Source organism: Streptomyces sp. NBC_00557 (genome assembly GCF_036345995.1).
GTDB lineage: Bacteria > Actinomycetota > Actinomycetes > Streptomycetales > Streptomycetaceae > Streptomyces.
On the sequence record NZ_CP107796.1, the window covers coordinates 5,512,860 to 5,530,723 of the forward strand.

Here is a 17,864-nt window from a genome sequence, read left to right on the forward strand (position 1 = left end):
TCAGGGCTCCTGGCGTGCTAGGTCTGCTAGGTCTCGGGTCGATTCCTCCTCCTGCACAGGATGGTGGCACCGGTAGCGGTGTCCGGGCCGTGACGCGGCCGAGAAGTCCGGCATCGCCTCGGCGCACCGCCCGTCCGCCTTCCAGCAGCGGGTGCGGAACGGGCAGCCGCTGGGCGGCCGGGTCGCCGAGGGCACCGGGCCGGTCAGCGGGATCGGGTCGATCGGGTCCAGCAGGCCGGGCGTGGCGGAGAACAGGGCGCGGGTGTACGGGTGCCGGGCGGCGCCGGTGACCCGGTCGGCCGGGGTCTCCTCCACGATCCGGCCCAGGTACATGGTGATCACCCGGTCGCTCATCCGCCGTACCGTCTGGATGTCGTGCGAGACGAACACCAGGGCGAGCCCGAGGCGCTCCTTCAGGTCCAGCAGGAGATTGAGGATCTGCGCGCGGACCGACACGTCGAGCGCGCTGGTCGGCTCGTCGGCGACGACCAGCGCCGGGTCCAGGGCGAGCGCGCGGGCGATGGCGACGCGCTGCCGCTGGCCGCCGGAGAGCTGACCGGGCAGGGCGTCCGCGAGGGCCCCGGGGAGGCCGACGAGCGCCATCAACTCCCGTACCCTGTCCTCCCGTTCGGGCCGCGTGCCGCGCTGGTGCACGTCCAGCGGGTCGCGCAGGATCCGCCGCACCGTCAGCCGCCGGTTCAGCGCCGTCGACGGGTCCTGGAAGACCATGCCGACGCCCGCGCCGACGGTGACCCGGCGCTCGGCGGGCGGCATCGTCCACAGGTCCCGCCCGCGGAAGGCCACCGTCCCGGACGTCGGCGGCTGCACGCCGACCAGCACCCGCGCCAGCGTCGACTTCCCGCACCCGGACTCGCCCACCACGCCCACCGTTTCCCCGGCGGCCACGGTGAGGTCGGCGCCGGTCAGGGCGTACACCCGGTCCCGGCGGAACAGGCCGCCGCTGCGGGCCTTGTGCACGACATGGACGTCCCGGACCTCGACGACGGCGTTCACTGCAGGGCCCCCTCCACGGATACGGCCGGATGGTGGCAGGCGGCCGTGTGGGCGGCCGTACCGGTGAGGACGGGCGCCCGGTCGCGGCACACCTCGGTCGCCAGCGGGCAGCGGCCGGCGAAGCGGCAGCCCGCCGGGAAGTCGGCCGGGGCGGGGACGACCCCCTTGATCTGCGTCATCCGCTCCTCGGCCGACTCCAGCGACAGCACGCTGCCGAGCAGCCCGCGCGTGTAGTGGTGGGCCGGCGCCGCCACCAGCTCGGCGGTCACCCCGCTCTCCACGATCTGCCCGCCGTACATCACCACCACCCGGTCGGTGACGTCGGCGACCAGCGCCAGATCATGCGAGACCAGGATCAGCGCGAACCCCAGCTCCTCGCGCAGCCGCAGCAGCAGCTCCATCACCTGGGCCTGCACGGTGACGTCGAGGGCGGTCGTCGGCTCGTCGGCGACGATCAGCCGGGGTTCGCGGGACAGCGCCATGGCGATCAGCACCCGCTGCCGCTGCCCGCCGGACAGCTCGTGCGGATAGCTGCGCAGCGTGCGCTCCGGGTCCAGGCCGACCAGCTCCAGCAGCTCGGCCGGACCGCGCCGGCCGCCCCGCCGGACCAGCTGCTTCAGCTGGGCGCGGATCGTCATCGCCGGGTTCAGCGAGGACAGGGCGTCCTGGTAGACCATCGCCATCTCGTGCCCGAGCAGCCGCCGCCGCACCCGCATCGGCTCGGCGAGCAGCTCCCGCTGCCGGAACCGCACCTGGCCGCCGACCCGCGCACCCCGCGGCTGGAGCCCCATGACGGTGAGCGCGGTCAGCGACTTCCCGCAGCCCGACTCGCCCACCAGACCGAGCACTTCACCCGGGTACACCTCGAAGCCGACCCCGGCGACGACGTCCACGCCCCGGTGCCGGTCCGGGAAGCCGATGGTGAGGTTCTCCACGGCGAGCACCGGCTGCGCGGAGGCGTCGGGGCGGGGCCGGGCGCGGGCGCGCAGCCGCCGGGCGGCCTCGGTCAGGCCGGGCAGCCGCAGCACCTCGCCGCTGCCGGGCTCGGGGGTCTGCAGCCGGTCGGCCGCAGGCGCACCTTCCGGGGGAGCCTCCACCTCCCGGGGCGCCGGCGCCGCCCACGCGTCCGACAGCCCCTCGGAGAGGATGTTCAGCGACAGCACGGTCAGCAGGATCAGCAGCCCGGGGAAGACGGTCGCCCACCAGCCGCCGGTCAGCACCATGTTCTTGCCGTCGGCGATGACACTGCCCCAGGACGGGTCCGGCGGCCGGACCCCGGCGCCGATGAAGGACAGCGACGCCTCGAACACGATGGCCTCGGCGACCTGCACCGTGCAGAACACCAGCACCGGGGCGGCGCAGTTGACGGCCACGTGCCGCAGCACGATGTGCGGGGTGCGGGCGCCGATGACCCGCTCGGCGGTGACGTAGTCCTCGCCGTACTGGTCGAGGACGTTCGCCCGGACGACCCGGGCGACGGGCGGCGTGAACAGGAAGGCGATGGCGCAGATCAGCACCCCGATCCCGCCGCCGAACACCGCGACCAGCACGGCCGCGAGCGCGATGCCCGGGAACGCCATGACCACGTCCAGGCAGCGCATCAGCGTCTCGTCGACCGCCTTGCGGGAGGTGGCCGCGAGCGCGCCGAGCAGGGCGCCGGCGACCAGGGCGAGCGCGGTCGCGCCCAGCCCGATCGCCAGCGACCACCGGGCGCCGTACATCAGCCGGCTCAGGATGTCCCGGCCGAGGCTGTCCTGCCCCAGCCAGTGCGCGGCGGAGGGATGCCCGGAGCCGCCGGCCGGCTCCTGCTGGTCGAGGGGATCGTCCGGGGCGAGCAGCGGGGCGAGTACGGCGACGAGGAGGACGACGGCCAGGAAGCAGACGGCGGCCTTCGACAGCGGCGGCAGCCGGCGCCAGGCCCGCAGCCGGACGCCGCCGGGCCGGGAGAGCCGCTCGGCAAGAGGCGCGCGTGTGACCATCAGCCCGCCCTCAGACGTGGATTGACCAGCAGATACAGGATGTCGATGACGAGGTTGACGACGACGAACCCGGTGGCCGTGGTCAGGACCACGCCCTGCACCACCGCCGGGTCGCCGTTCTGCACGGCGTCGATCATCAGCTTGCCCATGCCGGGCAGCGAGAAGATCGTCTCGATGACGACGGCGCCGCCGAGCAGATAGCCGACCCGCAGCCCGAGCACGGTCAGCGGATTGACCAGGGCGTTGCGCAGCACGTTCCGGCCGACGACGACCCACGGCGGCAGCCCGCTGCCGATCGCCGTCCGGACGTAGTCCTTGTCCAGCTCCTCCACCACCGAGGTCCGCACGATCCTCGTCAGCTGGGCGGCCACCGGCAGGGAGAGCGCGAAGGCGGGCAACGCCATGGTCCTCAGCCAGCCGGTGAGCGAGTCGGCCGGGTTGATGTAACCGCCGGTCGGGAACCAGCCCCGGTCCACCGCCAGGTACTGGATCATCAGCAGCGCCAGCCAGAAGCCCGGGGCGGCGACCCCGACCAGCGAGACGACGCGGATCACCTGGTCCGGGATCCGGTCCCGGTACACGGCGGCCGTCACCCCGCCCAGCAGCGCCAGCACCACCGCGAGGGCCAGGCCGAGGAAGGTCAGCTGGAGGGTGAGCGGCAGCGCGGTGGTGACCTGGTCGGCCACCGGCGCGCGGGTCAGGGCGCTGGTGCCGAGGTCGCCGTGGAGGAGGGCGCCGACGAAGTGGACGTACCGCACCAGGAGCGGATCGAGCAGGCCGTTGCGCTCCCGGAAGTCGTGCAGCTGCTGCGGGGTCGGATTGGCGCCCTGGAAGAACGCGGACGCGGGATCGACGTCCGAGAACCGCATCACCAGGAACACGAACAGCACGATTCCGAGCATCAGCGGCACGAGCAGGGCGATACGCCGGAGCAGGATCCGTGCGACGGCCGTCATGCCGTCAGGCCCATTTCGCCTGGAGCAGGTTGATGCCCGGGTACGGCTGGGCCCTTATCCCGGTGAGCTTGCGGGGATCCCAGGCGGTCATCAGCTCGTTGTGCACCACCGGGTAGAGCACGGCCTGCTCGGCGACGACGTCGATGTAGTCCTGGATCATCGCCTTCTTCTTCTGCGGGTCCGGCTCCCGGGTCGCCCGGTCCATGTCCTTGAAGAGCTGCCTGGCGACGGGGTCGTCGGCCCACCGGGTGTACTGCATCCACAGGTTCTGCGGCCCGTAGTTGTAGTGCATGATCAGGTCGGCGTCGAGCCCGAACTGATTGGGGTTGGATGCGGCGGCGACGACCTGGTAGTCCTGCTTCTGGTCCATCTTGGTGAACACGGCCGTGGTCTCCTGCGGCGCCAGCGTCGTGTGCACGCCGACGGCGTCCCAGGAGGCCTTGATGGTCGGCAGGCAGTCGACGATCCAGCTGACGTTGACCGCGAGGATCTCGACATTGAGGTCGCTCACCCCGGCGGCCTTGAGGAGGGCCTCGGCCTTGTCGGGGTCGTAGTCGTAGACGGTCCGGGCCCGCCGGTAGGCGGGGTTGCCCTCGTTGAGGAACGAGGACGCGGGCCTGCCGTGCCCCTTGAGGGCGACCCGCACCATCTTCTCGGTGTCGATGGCGTAGTGCAGGGCCTGCCGCACCCGCACGTCGTCGAAGGGCTTGTGCCGGGTGTTGAACATCAGGAACAGGTTGTTCATCCCGGCGCCGCCGGCGACCTTCAGTCCGCTCTGCTCCAGCCGCGCGATGTTGGCGTAGGGGATGTTGTCGGCGATCTGCGCCCCCGCGTCCGACCCGGAGATCTTCGCGACGCGCGGCGCGGCGTCGACGATGGTCAGCCAGTTCATGCGCTTGAAGGCGGGCGGGCGCGGGCCGTTGTAGCCGGCGTACGCCTCGAAGGCGGTGTTGGACTTCGGGTGGTGCGCGGTCTGCCGGTACGGTCCCGAGCCGACCGCCAGCCCCTTGATCGCGTCGTCCCAGGCGCCGGGCTTGGAGAAGACGTGCTGCGGCATGATCTTGGCCAGCGTGAGCCGGGAAAGCCCGTCCGGGAAGGGGAACTTGAGCACCAGCTCGACGGTGCGCGCGTCGACCTTCCGGACGCGGTCCAGCCAGCTTGCGAAGAAGCCCTTGGCGAGGGTCTGGGTCTTCGGGTCGAGGATCCGGTCGAAGACGAACACGACGTCGTCGGCGGTGACGGGCTTGCCGTCGTGGAAGGTGGCGCCGGAGCGCAGCGTGAACCGCCAGGTGGTGGCGTTCGGGTCCTTCGGCACCTCGGTGCCGAGCGCCGGATACGGCACCCGGGTGATCGGGTCGGTGTCCAGCAGCCCCTCGTAGATGTGGTTGTTGGCGGCCATGCAGAACGCCGACGCCGTCTGCGTCGGATCCCAGCTGCCGTCGTTGCCGTAGCCGATCACGGCGGTCAGCGTCCGGTCCTTCCCGCTGCCCCCGCCCCCGGTGTCGTTCGTCGACTGCGGCCCGGCCGAGCACGCGGTCAGCGCCGGCGGCAGCAGAGCGGCCGCGCCGAGCGCACCGGTGCAAGTGAGGAACTGCCGGCGGCGCGGTGCCGATACGCCGGGCTCGGGTGTCACGTCGTCGCGCACGGGTCCTCCAACGAGTCTGGGAGCGGGAGGGTGAGGCGGGGTGAGAGATACGACGTCCTACGTCCTACGTCCGGCCGGTAGCGCGACCATAGGAGGGGGCGTGGGGGTGGTCAAGACGGCGTACACGGATGGGTGAGCCGCCAGAGGTCCGCACCACTGACGGCTCCGACTCCCGTTCGCCCGCCGGAAACCGGCGAGCTCGCGACCCGGCCCGCACGCGACCCCGACCCGCGTGAACGGCCTCTCCGGGTCCGGAGTGCTTGCCGCCCCGCCGAGCGGATGGGCGACAATGGGCTCCATGACTCTGTTCCGCGACGGCATCGTGCTGCGCACCCGGATGCCGGGTGAGGCGGACCGGATCATGCTGGGCTGTTCCGGGGGGCGACCCCCGGGCCCCCGGCCGGTGGGATGCGGGGGGCGGCTGTGAGCCTGTTCCGGGATGACGGCATCGTGCTGCGCACCCAGAAACTCGGTGAGGCGGACCGGATCATCACGCTGCTCACGCGCGGTCACGGGCGGGTGCGGGCGGTGGCCCGGGGCGTGCGGCGGACGAAGTCGAAGTTCGGGGCACGGCTGGAGCCGTTCTCCCACGTCGACGTGCAGTTCTTCGCGCGGGGGAGCGAGCTGGTCGGGCGGGGGCTGCCGCTGTGCACGCAGAGTGAGACCATCGCGCCGTACGGCGGCGGGATCGTCACCGACTACGCGCGCTACACCGCCGGGACGGCCATGCTGGAGACCGCCGAGCGGTTCACCGACCACGAGGGCGAGCCGGCCGTCCAGCAGTACCTGCTGCTCGTGGGCGCCCTGCGGACCCTCGCCCGGGGCGAGCACGCGCCCCATCTCGTGCTCGACGCCTTCCTGCTCCGCTCCCTCGCCGTGAACGGCTACGCCCCGAGCTTCAGCGACTGCGCCAAGTGCGGCATGCCCGGACCGAACCGGTTCTTCTCGGTGGCCTCCGGCGGCTCCGTCTGCGCCGACTGCCGGGTGCCCGGCAGTGTCGTACCGTCGCCGCAGACCCTGGTGCTGCTCGGCGCGCTGCTTACGGGAGACTGGGAGACGGCGGACGCCTGCGAGGCGCGGTACGTCCGCGAGGGCAGCGGGCTGGTGTCCGCCTACCTGCACTGGCATCTGGAGCGCGGGCTGCGCTCGCTCAGATACGTCGAGAAGTAGTCCGCTCCGGTAACGAAGCAAGAGGGAGACGAGGAGCACATGGCCGTACGCGGGATCCTGGGGCGCCAGCGGCGCGAGTACAAGGCGCCGGAGCCGCACCCGTCGGGTGCGCGCGCGCCGAAGCTCCCGGGGGAGCTGGTCCCGAACCATGTGGCGATCGTCATGGACGGCAACGGCCGGTGGGCGAAGGAGCGCGGGCTGCCCCGCACCGAGGGGCACAAGGTCGGCGCCGAGCGGGTGCTCGACGTGCTTCAGGGCTCCATCGAGATCGGCGTCCGCAACATCTCCCTGTACGCCTTCTCCACCGAGAACTGGAAGCGGTCGCCCGACGAGGTCCGCTTCCTGATGAACTTCAACCGCGACTTCATCCGCAAGACCCGGGACCAGCTCGACGAGCTGGGGATCCGGGTGCGCTGGGTGGGCCGGATGCCCCGGCTGTGGAAGTCCGTCGCCAAGGAGTTGCAGGTCGCCCAGGAGCAGACCAAGGGCAACGACCTGCTCACGCTGTACTTCTGCATGAACTACGGCGGCCGGGCCGAGCTCGCCGACGCGGCCAAGGCGCTGGCCGAGGACGTCGCGGCCGGGCGGCTGGACCCGTCGAAGGTCACCGAGAAGACCATCCAGAAGTACCTGTACTACCCGGACATGCCGGATGTGGACCTCTTCCTGCGCCCCAGCGGGGAGCAGCGCACCTCCAACTACCTGCTGTGGCAGAGCGCGTACGCCGAGATGGTCTTCCAGGACGTGCTGTGGCCCGACTTCGACCGCCGTGACCTGTGGCGGGCCTGCGTCGAATTCGCCTCCCGCGACCGGCGGTTCGGCGGCGCCGTGCCCAACGAGGAACTGCTCGCCATGGAGGCCGCGATGAAGGGCGAGTCCTCCTCGTAGCCATCGGCGGTTCATCCGGGCGGCGAAGGCCGGTTCATCCGCGGCGCCGAGGATGCGGGACTCATGAGACGTCTCGCCCCTGTCCTCGCCCTCGGCGCCCTGCTGCTCACCGCGCTGCCCGCGCACGCCGCCCCGGACGGCGCTCCCGCGCAGCGCGAGAGCTACGGCACCAAGGCGCCGTACGCCCCCGAGCAGAACCCGCGCGGCTACCAGCGGCCCCCGGCCGGTTACCTCCCCGTCTTCACCGAGAACGTCTCCCGGCACGGCTCCCGCGCGGCGACCGACGGCGGGGACGCCGGCCTGATCCTCCCGCTGTGGGACAAGGCCCGGGAGGAGAAGCAACTCACCCGCATGGGGGGAGGAGTTCGGGCCGGCCGTGCGGGCGCTGACGGCCGCCATGGCGAAGACCGGGTACGGCGATCTCAGCGGGCGCGGCCGGCAGGAGATGCGGGACACCGCGACGCGCATGGAGCAGCGCCTGCCCACCCTGTTCGAGGACATCGCCGACCGGGGCGAGAGGATCGACGTGGTCAGCTCCGGGCAGGCGCGGGCCGTGGACAGCGCCGGGGAGTACACGGCCGCGCTGGCCGCCGCCGACCCGGCGCTGAAGCCGCTGATCGGGCCGGCCCGCACGGACAAGGACCTGCTGTACTTCCACAAGGCGGCGGGCGGCGCCGCGTACCGGGACTACCTGGCGAACGACCAGCGCCTGAAGGACACCCTGGCGGCCGTCGCCGACCAGCCCCGGACGCACGAGGCCGCGCGCAGTGTCCTGCGGCGGCTGTTCACGTCGTCCTTCGTCGACGGGATCACCGACCAGGCCGGCGCCGCGCAGGCCGTCTACAACCTGTACGCCATCGCGCCCGCCATGATCCAGGAGAGCCCCGACCCGGACGGCAGGGGCTGGGACATGGGCCGCTTCATCTCCCGCTCGGACGCGGCCTGGTTCGGGTACCTCTCGGACGCGGAGGACTTCTACGAGAAGGGCCCCGGCTTCGCCGGCAGCGACATCACCTACAGGATGGCCGGCGTCCTCCTGGACGACTTCTTCCGCCAGGTCGAGGCCAAACGCGCCGGCACCGGCGACCTCGGCGCCGAGCTGCGCTTCACCCACGCCGAGGAGATCATCCCGCTGGCCGCGCTGATGGGCCTGCCGGGCAGCACGAAGCCGGCGACGCCGGGGCAGCCGTACACCTACGCCGGCAACCCCTGGCGCGGCGCCTCGGTCGCCCCGCTGGGCGCGAACATCCAGTGGGACGTGTACGAGAAGGACGGCCGCTATCTGGTCCGCATGCTCTACAACGAGCGGGAGACCCCGTTCAAGGCCGGCTGCCGCCCGATCGCCGGGAACAGCGTGTTCTACGACCTGGACGAGCTGGAGCGCTGCTTCGACCGCACCGCGTGATCACGTCCGGGGGAACGGCTGTACGATCCCGCCTCATGGTCATGGGCATGGGGCGGGAGACCGCTCATGAGGCCGTGGAGCTGACGTACCGGCCGACCGCGCGCGATTTCACCGAGGCACTCTGGGTGCGCCGGAGGATGACCTGGTGGGACCGGAACACGCTGGGGGTCGCCCTCGCCGTCCTGCTGTGGGCCGGGTTCCTTGCCACCGACGGCATGGACGTGACCTCGGTCCTCCTCGCCGGCTATCTGGCGCTGTGCCTCCTGCTGATGCCCCGGTTGCAGGGGCGGAGCCTGGCACGGGCCGCGGAGGTGAGCGGGGCGTGCCGTACGACGGTGACGGACGCCGGGGTGACGGTCCGCAGGGACCACATCACCGTCACCCAGGAGTGGGGCGCACGGCCCTGCTACCGGGAGACGCCGGAGATGTTCGTCCTCTTCAGCGGTGATCCCCAGGCGCGGTGCTTCACGTTGCTGCCGAAGCGGGGGCTGGCGGAGCCGTCGGACGCGGACCGCCTGCGGGAGATCCTGGACCGCCACATCACCCGCAGCTGAGCGGAGCCGCGGGCGCCGGACGGTCCGCACCGCCGCCGGCGCTGCCCCGGCCGGCGGTCAGCTCTCGGCGCAGTCGGCGCACGTGCCGAAGATCTCCACCGTGTGGGCCACGTTGACGTACCCGTGTTCCGCCGCGATCGCCTCGGCCCACTTCTCGACGGCCGGGCCCTCGACCTCCACGGCCTTGCCGCAGGCCCGGCAGACCAGGTGGTGGTGGTGCTCGCCGGTCGAGCAGCGGCGGTAGACGGACTCGCCGTCGGAGGTGCGCAGGACGTCGACCTCGCCGGCCTCGGCGAGGGACTGGAGGGTGCGGTAGACCGTGGTCAGGCCGACCGAGTCGCCCTTGTGCTTGAGCATGTCGTGCAGTTCCTGCGCGCTGCGGAACTCCTCGACCTCGTCCAGGGCCGCCGCCACGGCTGCACGCTGACGGGTCGCGCGGCCCTTCACGGGCGGTCCAGCGGTCGTCACCGGGTCCTCCTCACGTCTCGCTTCTGCCCGGGCGGCCATTGTGCCAGCCCGGGCTGTCAGCGGTCAGACGCCGATCTTGTCTCCGGCCTGTCTCGTGGCCGGAATCGTGCACTCGGCCGGGTCCGCGGCGGGCCGCGCCGCGGCCGCCGCACGGGCGCGGCGCCGGGCCAGGGGTGTGGCCAGGGCCGTCAGCGCGACGAACGCGGCGATGGTCAGCAGGACGATCGTCGCGCCGGGCGGGACGTCCTGGTAGTACGAGGTGATCGTGCCGCTGACGGTCACGGCCACGCCGATCGCGACCGCGATCACGAACGTCGCCGTGAAGCTGCGGGTGAGCTGCTGCGCCGCCGCGACGGGCACCACCATCAGCGCGGACACCAGCAGCAGGCCGACCACGCGCATGGCGACCGTGACCGTGACCGCCGCCGTGACCGCCGTCAGCAGGTTCAGGGCGCGCACCGGCAGACCCGTGACCCGGGCGAACTCCTCGTCCTGGCTGACCGCGAACAGCTGGCGGCGCAGGCCGAGGGTGACCAGCACCACGAACGCGGCGAGCAGGCAGATCGCCGTCACGTCGGACGGCGACACGGTGGACAGCGATCCGAACAGGTACGTCGTCAGGTTCGCGTTGGAGCCCGTCGGCGCCAGGTTGATGAACATCACGCCGCCGGCCATGCCGCCGTAGAAGAGCATGGCGAGCGCGATGTCGCCGCGGGTCCTGCCGTACCAGCGGATCAGCTCCATCAGGACCGCGCCGAGGACCGAGACGGCCGTCGCCATCCACACGGGGGAGGTGGAGAGCAGGAAGCCCAGGCCGACGCCGGTCATGGCGACGTGCCCGATGCCGTCGCCCATGAGGGCCTGGCGGCGCTGGACCAGGTAGATGCCGACCGCGGGGGCCGTGATGCCGACCAGGACGGCGGCGAGCAGGGCCCGCTGCATGAAGGCGTAGTTGAGGAAGTCCATCAGCTCAGCAGTCCCGTCCGCAGAGATTCCGAACCCGACGGTGCGTGCGGGTGTACGTGGTCGTGGCCGGGCAGCGCATGCTGGCCGAGGGCCTGCGGGGGCGGGCCGTCGTGCAGGACGCAGCCGTCGCGCAGGACGACCGCCCGGTCGATCAGGGGCTCCAGCGGGCCCAGTTCGTGCAGGACGAGCAGGACCGTCGTACCGGAGCCGACCTGCTGCCCCAGCGTGCGGGCGAGGACCTCCTGGCTGGCCAGGTCGACGCCCGCCATCGGCTCGTCCATGATCAGCAGTTCGGGCTCGACGACGAGGGCGCGGGCGATCAGGACGCGCTGGTGCTGGCCGCCGGACAGGGCGTTCACCGAGTCCTTGGCGCGGTCGGCCATCCCGACCAGGTCCAGGGCGCGGTGCACGGCTTCCCGGTCGGCCCGGCGGAAGACGCCGAAGCGGGTGCGGGAGAGCCGGCCGGACGAGACGATCTCGGTCACCGTGGCGGGCACGCCTCCCGCCGCCGTCGTGCGCTGCGGCACGTAACCCACGCGCGACCAGTCGCGGAAGGCGTGGCGCGGGGTGCCGAACAGCTCGATCGTGCCGCCGCTCGCCGGGACCTGGCCGATGATCGTGCGGATCGCCGTGGACTTGCCGGAGCCGTTGGCGCCGAGCAGCGCGACGACCTCGCCGCGGCCGACGGTGAGGTCGATGCCGCGCAGCACGGGCCGGGCGCCGAGTTCGGCGGTGACGCCGCGCAGGGATATGACGGGTTCGCCGGTCATCTCGTGTCCCCTCACTTCGCGCCGAGCGCCTGCTGGAGGGCCTTGAGGTTGGCCTCCTGGACGGAGAAGTAGTCCTTGCCGCGGGACTTGGCGGTGATGCCCTCGATCGGGTCGAGCACGTCGGTCCTCAGGCCGGCGTCGTGCGCGATGGTCTTCGCGGTCTTGTCGCTGACGAGCGTCTCGTAGAAGACGGTGGAGACGCCGTCGGCCTTCGCCATGGTCTCCAGGTCCTTCACCCGGGCGGCGCTGGGCTCGGACTCGGGGTCGAGGCCGTTGACGGCCTCCTCGGTCAGGCCGTAGCGCTCGGCGAGGTAGCCGAAGGCGGCGTGGGTGGTGATGAAGACCTTGGTCTTCGTGTGCGCGAGGCCGGTCCTGAACCGCGTGTTCAGCTCGTCGAGCTGTGTGACCAGGGCCGCGGTGTTCTTGCGGTAGTCGGCGGCGTGCTTCGGGTCGGCCTTCTCGAAGGCCTTGCCGACGCCCTCGGCGACCTGGGCGTAGCGCACCGGGTCGAGCCAGATGTGCGGGTCCTTGGCGCCGGCCTCCTCGCCCTGGTGGGTGTCGTGCGCGGCGGCGTGGCCGCCGGCCTCGTTGCCGTGCTCCTCCAGCGTGGTGAGCGAGGCCGCGTCGATCTTGGTCTTGACCGGGGACTGGGCCACCGCGTCGTCGACCGAGGGCTGGAGGTTCTTCAGGTACAGGACCGCGTCGGACTCCTGGATCGAGGCGATCTGCTGGGGGCTGATCTCCAGGTCGTGCGGCTCCTGGCCGGGGGAGGTCAGACTGGTGACGTGGACGTGGTCCCCGCCGATCCGCTCGGCGAGGAAGGCCATCGGGTAGAACGACGCGACGACGTCGAACCTGCCGGTGTTCGCGGCCTCCGCCCTGTCCCCGGAGCATGCGGTGAGGGTGCCGAGGCCGAGGGCGGTCACGGCGGTGATCGCGGCGGCGGGTATGAGGCGGCGTCGTACGTTCATGACAGTCATTTTCAACTTACATGGAAACCGTTGTCAACAACGGTCGGTGAGAGGCCGGTGAGAGCCGGTGAGAGCCTGAGGGAGGCACCTCCTGGAGGGGGCCGATTTGGTCCGGGGGGAGCCTGCGCCGGTAACCTGAATCATTCGCTGGAAGCATCTCGCTTCAACGCCCGTCGTCGTAATGAAGAGAGCACCGTGGCCGCCGACAAGATCGACACCATCGTCAGCCTGAGCAAGCGCCGTGGCTTCGTTTTCCCGTGCAGTGAGATCTACGGCGGACAGCGCGCCGCCTGGGACTACGGACCGCTGGGTGTCGAGCTCAAGGAGAACATCAAGCGCCAGTGGTGGCGCTACATGGTGACGTCGCGCGAGGACGTCGTCGGTATCGACTCGTCCGTCATCCTGGCCTCCGAGGTGTGGGTCGCCTCCGGTCACGTCGCCACCTTCACGGACCCGCTGACCGAGTGCACCGCGTGTCACAAGCGGTTCCGTGCCGACCACCTCGAAGAGGCCTACGAGGAGAAGAAGGGCCACGCCCCGGCGAACGGCCTGGCCGACATCAACTGCCCGAACTGCGGCAACAAGGGCCAGTTCACCGAGCCCAAGCAGTTCTCCGGCCTGCTGTCGACGCACCTCGGCCCGACCCAGGACAGCGGCTCGGTCGCCTACCTGCGCCCCGAGACCGCCCAGGGCATCTTCACCAACTTCGCCCAGGTGCAGACCACCTCGCGCCGCAAGCCGCCGTTCGGCATCGCCCAGATGGGCAAGTCGTTCCGCAACGAGATCACGCCGGGCAACTTCATCTTCCGCACCCGCGAGTTCGAGCAGATGGAGATGGAGTTCTTCGTCAAGCCCGGCGAGGACGAGAAGTGGCACGAGTACTGGATGGAGCAGCGCTGGAACTGGTACACCGGCCTGGGTCTCCGTGAGGAGAACATGCGCTGGTACGAGCACCCGAAGGAGAAGCTCTCCCACTACTCCAAGCGCACCGCCGACATCGAGTACCGCTTCCAGTTCGGCGGCTCGGAGTGGGGCGAGCTGGAGGGCGTCGCGAACCGCACCGACTACGACCTCACGGCCCACTCCAAGGCCTCCGGCCAGGACCTGTCGTACTTCGACCAGGAGGCCGGCGAGCGCTGGACGCCGTACGTCATCGAGCCCGCGGCGGGTGTCGGCCGGACCATGCTGGCCTTCCTGCTCGACGCGTACGTCGAGGACGAGGCGCCGAACGCCAAGGGCAAGATGGAGAAGCGCACGGTGCTGCGCCTCGACCACCGGCTCGCCCCGGTGAAGGTGGCCGTCCTCCCGCTGTCCCGCAACCCCGAGCTGTCCCCGAAGGCCAAGGGTCTCGCGCAGGCGCTGCGCCAGAACTGGAACATCGAGTTCGACGACGCCGGCGCCATCGGCCGCCGCTACCGGCGCCAGGACGAGATCGGCACGCCGTACTGCGTGACCGTCGACTTCGACACGCTCGAGGACAACGCCGTCACGGTGCGTGAGCGCGACTCGATGAAGCAGGAGCGGGTGTCTCTCGACCAGATCGAGGGCTACCTCGCCGGACGCCTGCTCGGCTGCTAGCCCCTCCGGCCCGCCGCCTCACCGGCCCCCGACGGGGTTCCGCCCGGAACCCCGTCGGGGGCCGTGGTGTGTCCGGTGGGGCGAGGTGAGGGCGAGGGCCGAGTTCGCCCAGCCCGCCGAGTGGGTCGAATCCGCGGAGCCGACTCGTTGCGGCAGTCGACTGTTCATGCGCGGACTGTTGCAGCCATGACAATCCACTCCTACGGTTTACGCGCGTCAACCCTTCCCTTCCGAGGAGTTGATCCGTCATGCCGTCCACCAGACTCCCGCGGTCAGCGGCGCCGGCCGGCGCGGCCGTCCTGCTGACCGCCTTACTGTCCCTGCTCCTCCTGCCCGCCACCGCCTCCGCCCGGCCCGCAGACCCCGCGGTACACGGCCACGACCGCGGCACCCCGGTGCGCATGACGCACCCCGAGGACGACTACGCCGGAGCCGGACTGCAACGCCTCGGCACCGCACCGAACGCCCTCGCCTCGGCCGCCGTCACCGGCACCGGACCGGCCGGACTCGACGTCAGCGGCCACCAGGGCACCGTCGACTGGGCGTCCGTGAAGGCCGCCGGAGCCGCCTTCGCCTACGTCAAGGCCACCGAGGGCACCACCTACACCAGCCCCGACTTCTCCCAGCAGTACACCGGCGCCTACAACGCCGGACTGGTCCGCGGCGCCTACCACTTCGCCCTGCCGGGCAACTCCAGCGGTACGGCGCAGGCCGACTGGTTCGTCGGCCACGGCGGCGGCTGGAGCGCCGACGGCAGGACCCTGCCGCCCGCGCTGGACATCGAGTACAACCCCTACGGGGCCACCTGCTACGGCCTGAGCCAGAGCGCGATGGTGTCCTGGATCCGGGACTTCAGCAACGAGGTGCACGCCCGCACCGGCCGCTACCCCACGATCTACACCACCACCGACTGGTGGACCACCTGCACCGGCGGCAACAGCGGCTTCGGCGCGACCAACCCGCTGTGGATCGCACGCTACGCGAGCAGCCCCGGCACGCTGCCGGCCGGCTGGTCCGCCCAGACCATCTGGCAGTACGCCGACTCCGGCGTCTTCCCCGGCGACCAGGACACCTTCAACGGCACCGCCGCCCAGCTCCAGTCCTTCGCCCGCAGCGGCTACACGCCCCCGCCGAACGCCGGCTGGCCCACCGTGCGGCAGGGCGCCACCGGTGAACGCGTCAGAACCGTGCAGTACCTGCTCAACGCGCACGGCGCCGCGCTCACCGTGGACGGCGCCTTCGGGGCGGCGACGGACAGTGCGGTGCGTTCCTTCCAGTCGGCGCACGGGCTGAGCGTCGACGGCGTCGTGGGACCGGACACCTGGCAGGCGCTGATCGTCACCGTGCGCCAGGGCTCCACCGGCCAGGCGGTGTCGGCGGTGCAGAGCCAGCTGAACGCGCACGGCGCCGCGCTCACCGTGGACGGCGCCTTCGGGGCGGCGACGGACAGTGCGGTGCGTTCCTTCCAGTCGGCGCACGGGCTGAGCGTCGACGGCGTCGTCGGCCCGGACACCTGGCAGGCCCTCGTCGCCTGACTGCTGCCCGCTCGCCCGTCCCGTTCGACAGAACTCTCCCATTTCGGTTCGACAGAAGATTCGACAGAAGAGGAGACACGCATGAACGAGTCACAGCCGCACGACCGGATCATCGGACGGCGCACGCTGCTGCGCGGCGCGGCCGGCGTCACGGCCGCGTTCGGCGCCGCGGCGGTCACCCTCGGCACGGCCGGCCCCGCCTCCGCGTACGGCTGGTCCCGCACCCTCCAGCAGGGCGCCTCCGGCTCCGACGTGGTCGAACTGCAGATCCGGGTCGGCGGCTGGGCCGCGTCCGGGGCCAGCCAGACGTACATCGCCTGGGACGGCGACTTCGGTCCCGCCACGGACGGCGCGGTCAGACGCTTCCAGTCCGCCTACGGCCTGAGCGCGGACGGCGTCGTGGGCCCGCAGACCCAGAGTGTGCTCAACAGCCTGGAGAGCAGCGACGGATCGACGGCGCACTTCGACTGGAGCGAGTTCACCTCGCACGACGGCTCCGGCTTCGGCGGCGGCAAGGTCGGCTCCGCCACGGTCAAGGAGAACGTGCGCCGGCTGATGTACAAGCTGGAGGCGCTGCGCAGGAAGGCCGGCGACAGCGCGGTCACCATCAACTCCGGCTTCCGCAGCGTCTCGTACAACTCCTCGGTGGGCGGCGCCTCCAACAGCATGCACTGCTACGGCGTCGCCGCGGACGTCGTGGTCTCGGGACACACCACCTACCAGGTCTACAAGATCGCCGAGACCTGCGGGTTCTCCGGTCTGGAGGCGTACTCCCACTCCTGGCAGCACTGCGACAGCCGCGTCCAGTACCCCTCGTACGGCTCCGGCTCCTGGTGGTGGGAGAGCGGCGTGGTGTGACCGGCCGGGCAGTCGCGACGCCCTGACCCATGACAGCTGACAGATATTGAAATCTGTCAGCTGTCATGGCAGGGTGGTGCCATGACGATGCGAACCCGAACCCTCGGAACCACCGGCCCCCGGGTCTCCGCCCTGGGCCTCGGCTGCATGGGCATGTCCGCGCTCTACGGCGGCGCCGACCGCGCGGAGTCCGTCGCGACCATCCACGCCGCCCTCGAAGCGGGCGTGACCCTGCTGGACACCGGCGACTTCTACGCCATGGGGCACAACGAGATGCTGATCGGCGAGGCCCTGCGCACCGCCCCGGCCGCCCTGCGCGAACAGGCCATGACCAGCGTGAAGTTCGGCGCCCTGCGCGACCCGGAGGGCAACTGGAGCGGCTACGACGGCCGCCCGGCCGCCGTGAAGAACTTCGCCGCCTACTCCCTGCAGCGCCTCGGCGTCGACCACATCGACGTCTACCGGATCGCCCGCCTCGACCCCGACGTGCCGATCGAGGAGACCGTCGGCGCGATCGCCGAGCTGATCGAGAAGGGGTACGTCCGGCACGCCGGCCTGAGCGAGGTCGGCGCCGAGACCATCCGCCGGGCCGCCGCCACCGCCCCCATCGCCGACCTGCAGATCGAGTACTCGCTGATCAGCCGGGGCATCGAGCGGGAGATCCTGCCGGTCACCCGCGAGCTGGGCATCGGCATCACGGCGTACGGCGTGCTCTCCCGCGGCCTGATCTCCGGCCACTTCTCCCGCGACCGGCAGCTGGCCGCGAACGACTTCCGCGCCCACTCGCCCCGTTTCCAGGGCGAGAACCTCCAGCACAACCTGAACCTGGTCGAGGCCCTGCGCAAGATCGCCGAGCAGAAGGGCGTGAGCGTCGCGCAGATCGCCATCGCCTGGGTCCTCTCGCGCGGCGAGGACATCGTGCCGCTCGTCGGCGCCCGTACCCGGGAGCGGCTCGGCGAGTCCCTCGGCGCGCTGGACGTCACCCTGGACGCGGCCGACCTCACGGCGATCGAGGAGGCCGTGCCGGCGGACGCGGCGGCCGGCGACCGCTACCCCACCGCGCAGATGGCACACCTCGACAGCGAGCGCTGACCGCGGAGCCGGGTA

The 17,864-nt window shown here is 71.5% G+C and carries 16 protein-coding genes and 1 pseudogene; 9 read left to right on the forward strand and 8 right to left on the reverse strand.

Annotated elements, in window-relative coordinates; translation table 11 throughout:
- Genes OG956_RS24070 through OG956_RS24085 form a run of 4 tightly spaced genes read right to left on the reverse strand, consistent with a single transcriptional unit; the run spans position 1 to position 5,594 of the window.
- Positions 1–1,014, reverse strand: coding sequence for an ABC transporter ATP-binding protein (locus OG956_RS24070; RefSeq protein ID WP_330340059.1), 1,014 nt, complete (start codon positions 1,012–1,014; stop codon positions 1–3).
- The gene (locus OG956_RS24075; protein ID WP_330340060.1) at positions 1,011–2,993 is read right to left on the reverse strand and encodes a dipeptide/oligopeptide/nickel ABC transporter permease/ATP-binding protein; all 1,983 of its coding nucleotides are present in this window, start codon (positions 2,991–2,993) and stop codon (positions 1,011–1,013) included. Before OG956_RS24075 ends, OG956_RS24070 begins: the two co-directional genes overlap by 4 nt.
- Positions 2,993–3,949 carry an ABC transporter permease gene (locus OG956_RS24080; protein ID WP_330340061.1) on the reverse strand — a complete coding sequence of 319 codons (957 nt, stop codon included), beginning with the start codon at positions 3,947–3,949 and terminating at the stop codon, positions 2,993–2,995. Before OG956_RS24080 ends, OG956_RS24075 begins: the two co-directional genes overlap by 1 nt.
- 4 nt (positions 3,950–3,953) lie before the next feature.
- Positions 3,954–5,594 (reverse strand): ABC transporter substrate-binding protein, encoded by a 1,641-nt coding sequence (locus tag OG956_RS24085; RefSeq protein WP_330340062.1) that lies wholly within the window; start codon positions 5,592–5,594, stop codon positions 3,954–3,956.
- A 298-nt stretch (positions 5,595–5,892) separates the two neighbouring features.
- Here OG956_RS24085 and OG956_RS24090 point away from each other — a divergent pair, with 298 nt between their 5' ends.
- From OG956_RS24090 to OG956_RS24110, 5 genes and pseudogenes are all read left to right on the forward strand, one after another.
- Positions 5,893–6,021 carry a hypothetical protein gene (locus OG956_RS24090; protein ID WP_330340063.1) on the forward strand — a complete coding sequence of 43 codons (129 nt, stop codon included), beginning with the start codon at positions 5,893–5,895 and terminating at the stop codon, positions 6,019–6,021.
- Positions 6,018–6,764 (forward strand): DNA repair protein RecO, encoded by a 747-nt coding sequence (gene recO / locus OG956_RS24095; protein ID WP_330340064.1) that lies wholly within the window; start codon positions 6,018–6,020, stop codon positions 6,762–6,764. Before OG956_RS24090 ends, recO begins: the two co-directional genes overlap by 4 nt.
- A gap of 39 nt (positions 6,765–6,803) precedes the next feature.
- A complete protein-coding gene (locus tag OG956_RS24100) occupies positions 6,804–7,652 on the forward strand; it encodes an isoprenyl transferase (RefSeq protein WP_330340065.1) in 849 nt (282 codons plus the stop codon).
- Between the two features lie 63 nt (positions 7,653–7,715).
- Positions 7,716–9,057: pseudogene (locus tag OG956_RS24105) on the forward strand (histidine-type phosphatase).
- 35 nt (positions 9,058–9,092) lie between these two features.
- Positions 9,093–9,611, forward strand: coding sequence for a YcxB family protein (locus OG956_RS24110; RefSeq protein WP_330340066.1), 519 nt, complete (start codon positions 9,093–9,095; stop codon positions 9,609–9,611).
- Between the two features lie 57 nt (positions 9,612–9,668).
- Here the strand turns inward: OG956_RS24110 and OG956_RS24115 are convergent, their stop codons facing one another.
- The 4 genes from OG956_RS24115 to OG956_RS24130 form a co-directional block, all read right to left on the reverse strand.
- Positions 9,669–10,079: a Fur family transcriptional regulator gene (locus OG956_RS24115; RefSeq protein ID WP_330340067.1), complete on the reverse strand. Its 411-nt coding sequence runs from the start codon at positions 10,077–10,079 to the stop codon at positions 9,669–9,671.
- A gap of 63 nt (positions 10,080–10,142) precedes the next feature.
- Positions 10,143–11,045 carry a metal ABC transporter permease gene (locus OG956_RS24120; protein ID WP_330340068.1) on the reverse strand — a complete coding sequence of 301 codons (903 nt, stop codon included), beginning with the start codon at positions 11,043–11,045 and terminating at the stop codon, positions 10,143–10,145.
- Positions 11,045–11,815: a metal ABC transporter ATP-binding protein gene (locus OG956_RS24125; protein WP_330340069.1), complete on the reverse strand. Its 771-nt coding sequence runs from the start codon at positions 11,813–11,815 to the stop codon at positions 11,045–11,047. Before OG956_RS24125 ends, OG956_RS24120 begins: the two co-directional genes overlap by 1 nt.
- Positions 11,816–11,826: 11 nt before the next feature.
- A complete protein-coding gene (locus OG956_RS24130; protein ID WP_330340070.1) occupies positions 11,827–12,786 on the reverse strand; it encodes a metal ABC transporter substrate-binding protein in 960 nt (319 codons plus the stop codon).
- A 195-nt stretch (positions 12,787–12,981) separates the two neighbouring features.
- Between OG956_RS24130 and OG956_RS24135 the strand changes: the two genes are divergently transcribed.
- From OG956_RS24135 to OG956_RS24150, 4 genes are all read left to right on the forward strand, one after another.
- A complete protein-coding gene (locus tag OG956_RS24135) occupies positions 12,982–14,364 on the forward strand; it encodes a glycine--tRNA ligase (RefSeq protein WP_330340071.1) in 1,383 nt (460 codons plus the stop codon).
- Between the two features lie 248 nt (positions 14,365–14,612).
- A complete protein-coding gene (locus OG956_RS24140; RefSeq protein WP_330340072.1) occupies positions 14,613–15,899 on the forward strand; it encodes a GH25 family lysozyme in 1,287 nt (428 codons plus the stop codon).
- Positions 15,900–15,980: 81 nt separating this feature from the next.
- A complete protein-coding gene (locus OG956_RS24145) occupies positions 15,981–16,757 on the forward strand; it encodes a D-Ala-D-Ala carboxypeptidase family metallohydrolase (RefSeq protein WP_330340073.1) in 777 nt (258 codons plus the stop codon).
- A gap of 81 nt (positions 16,758–16,838) precedes the next feature.
- Entirely contained in the window at positions 16,839–17,849 is a 1,011-nt protein-coding gene (locus tag OG956_RS24150) for an aldo/keto reductase (protein WP_330340074.1), read from the forward strand.
- Positions 17,850–17,864: the final 15 nt, after the last annotated feature.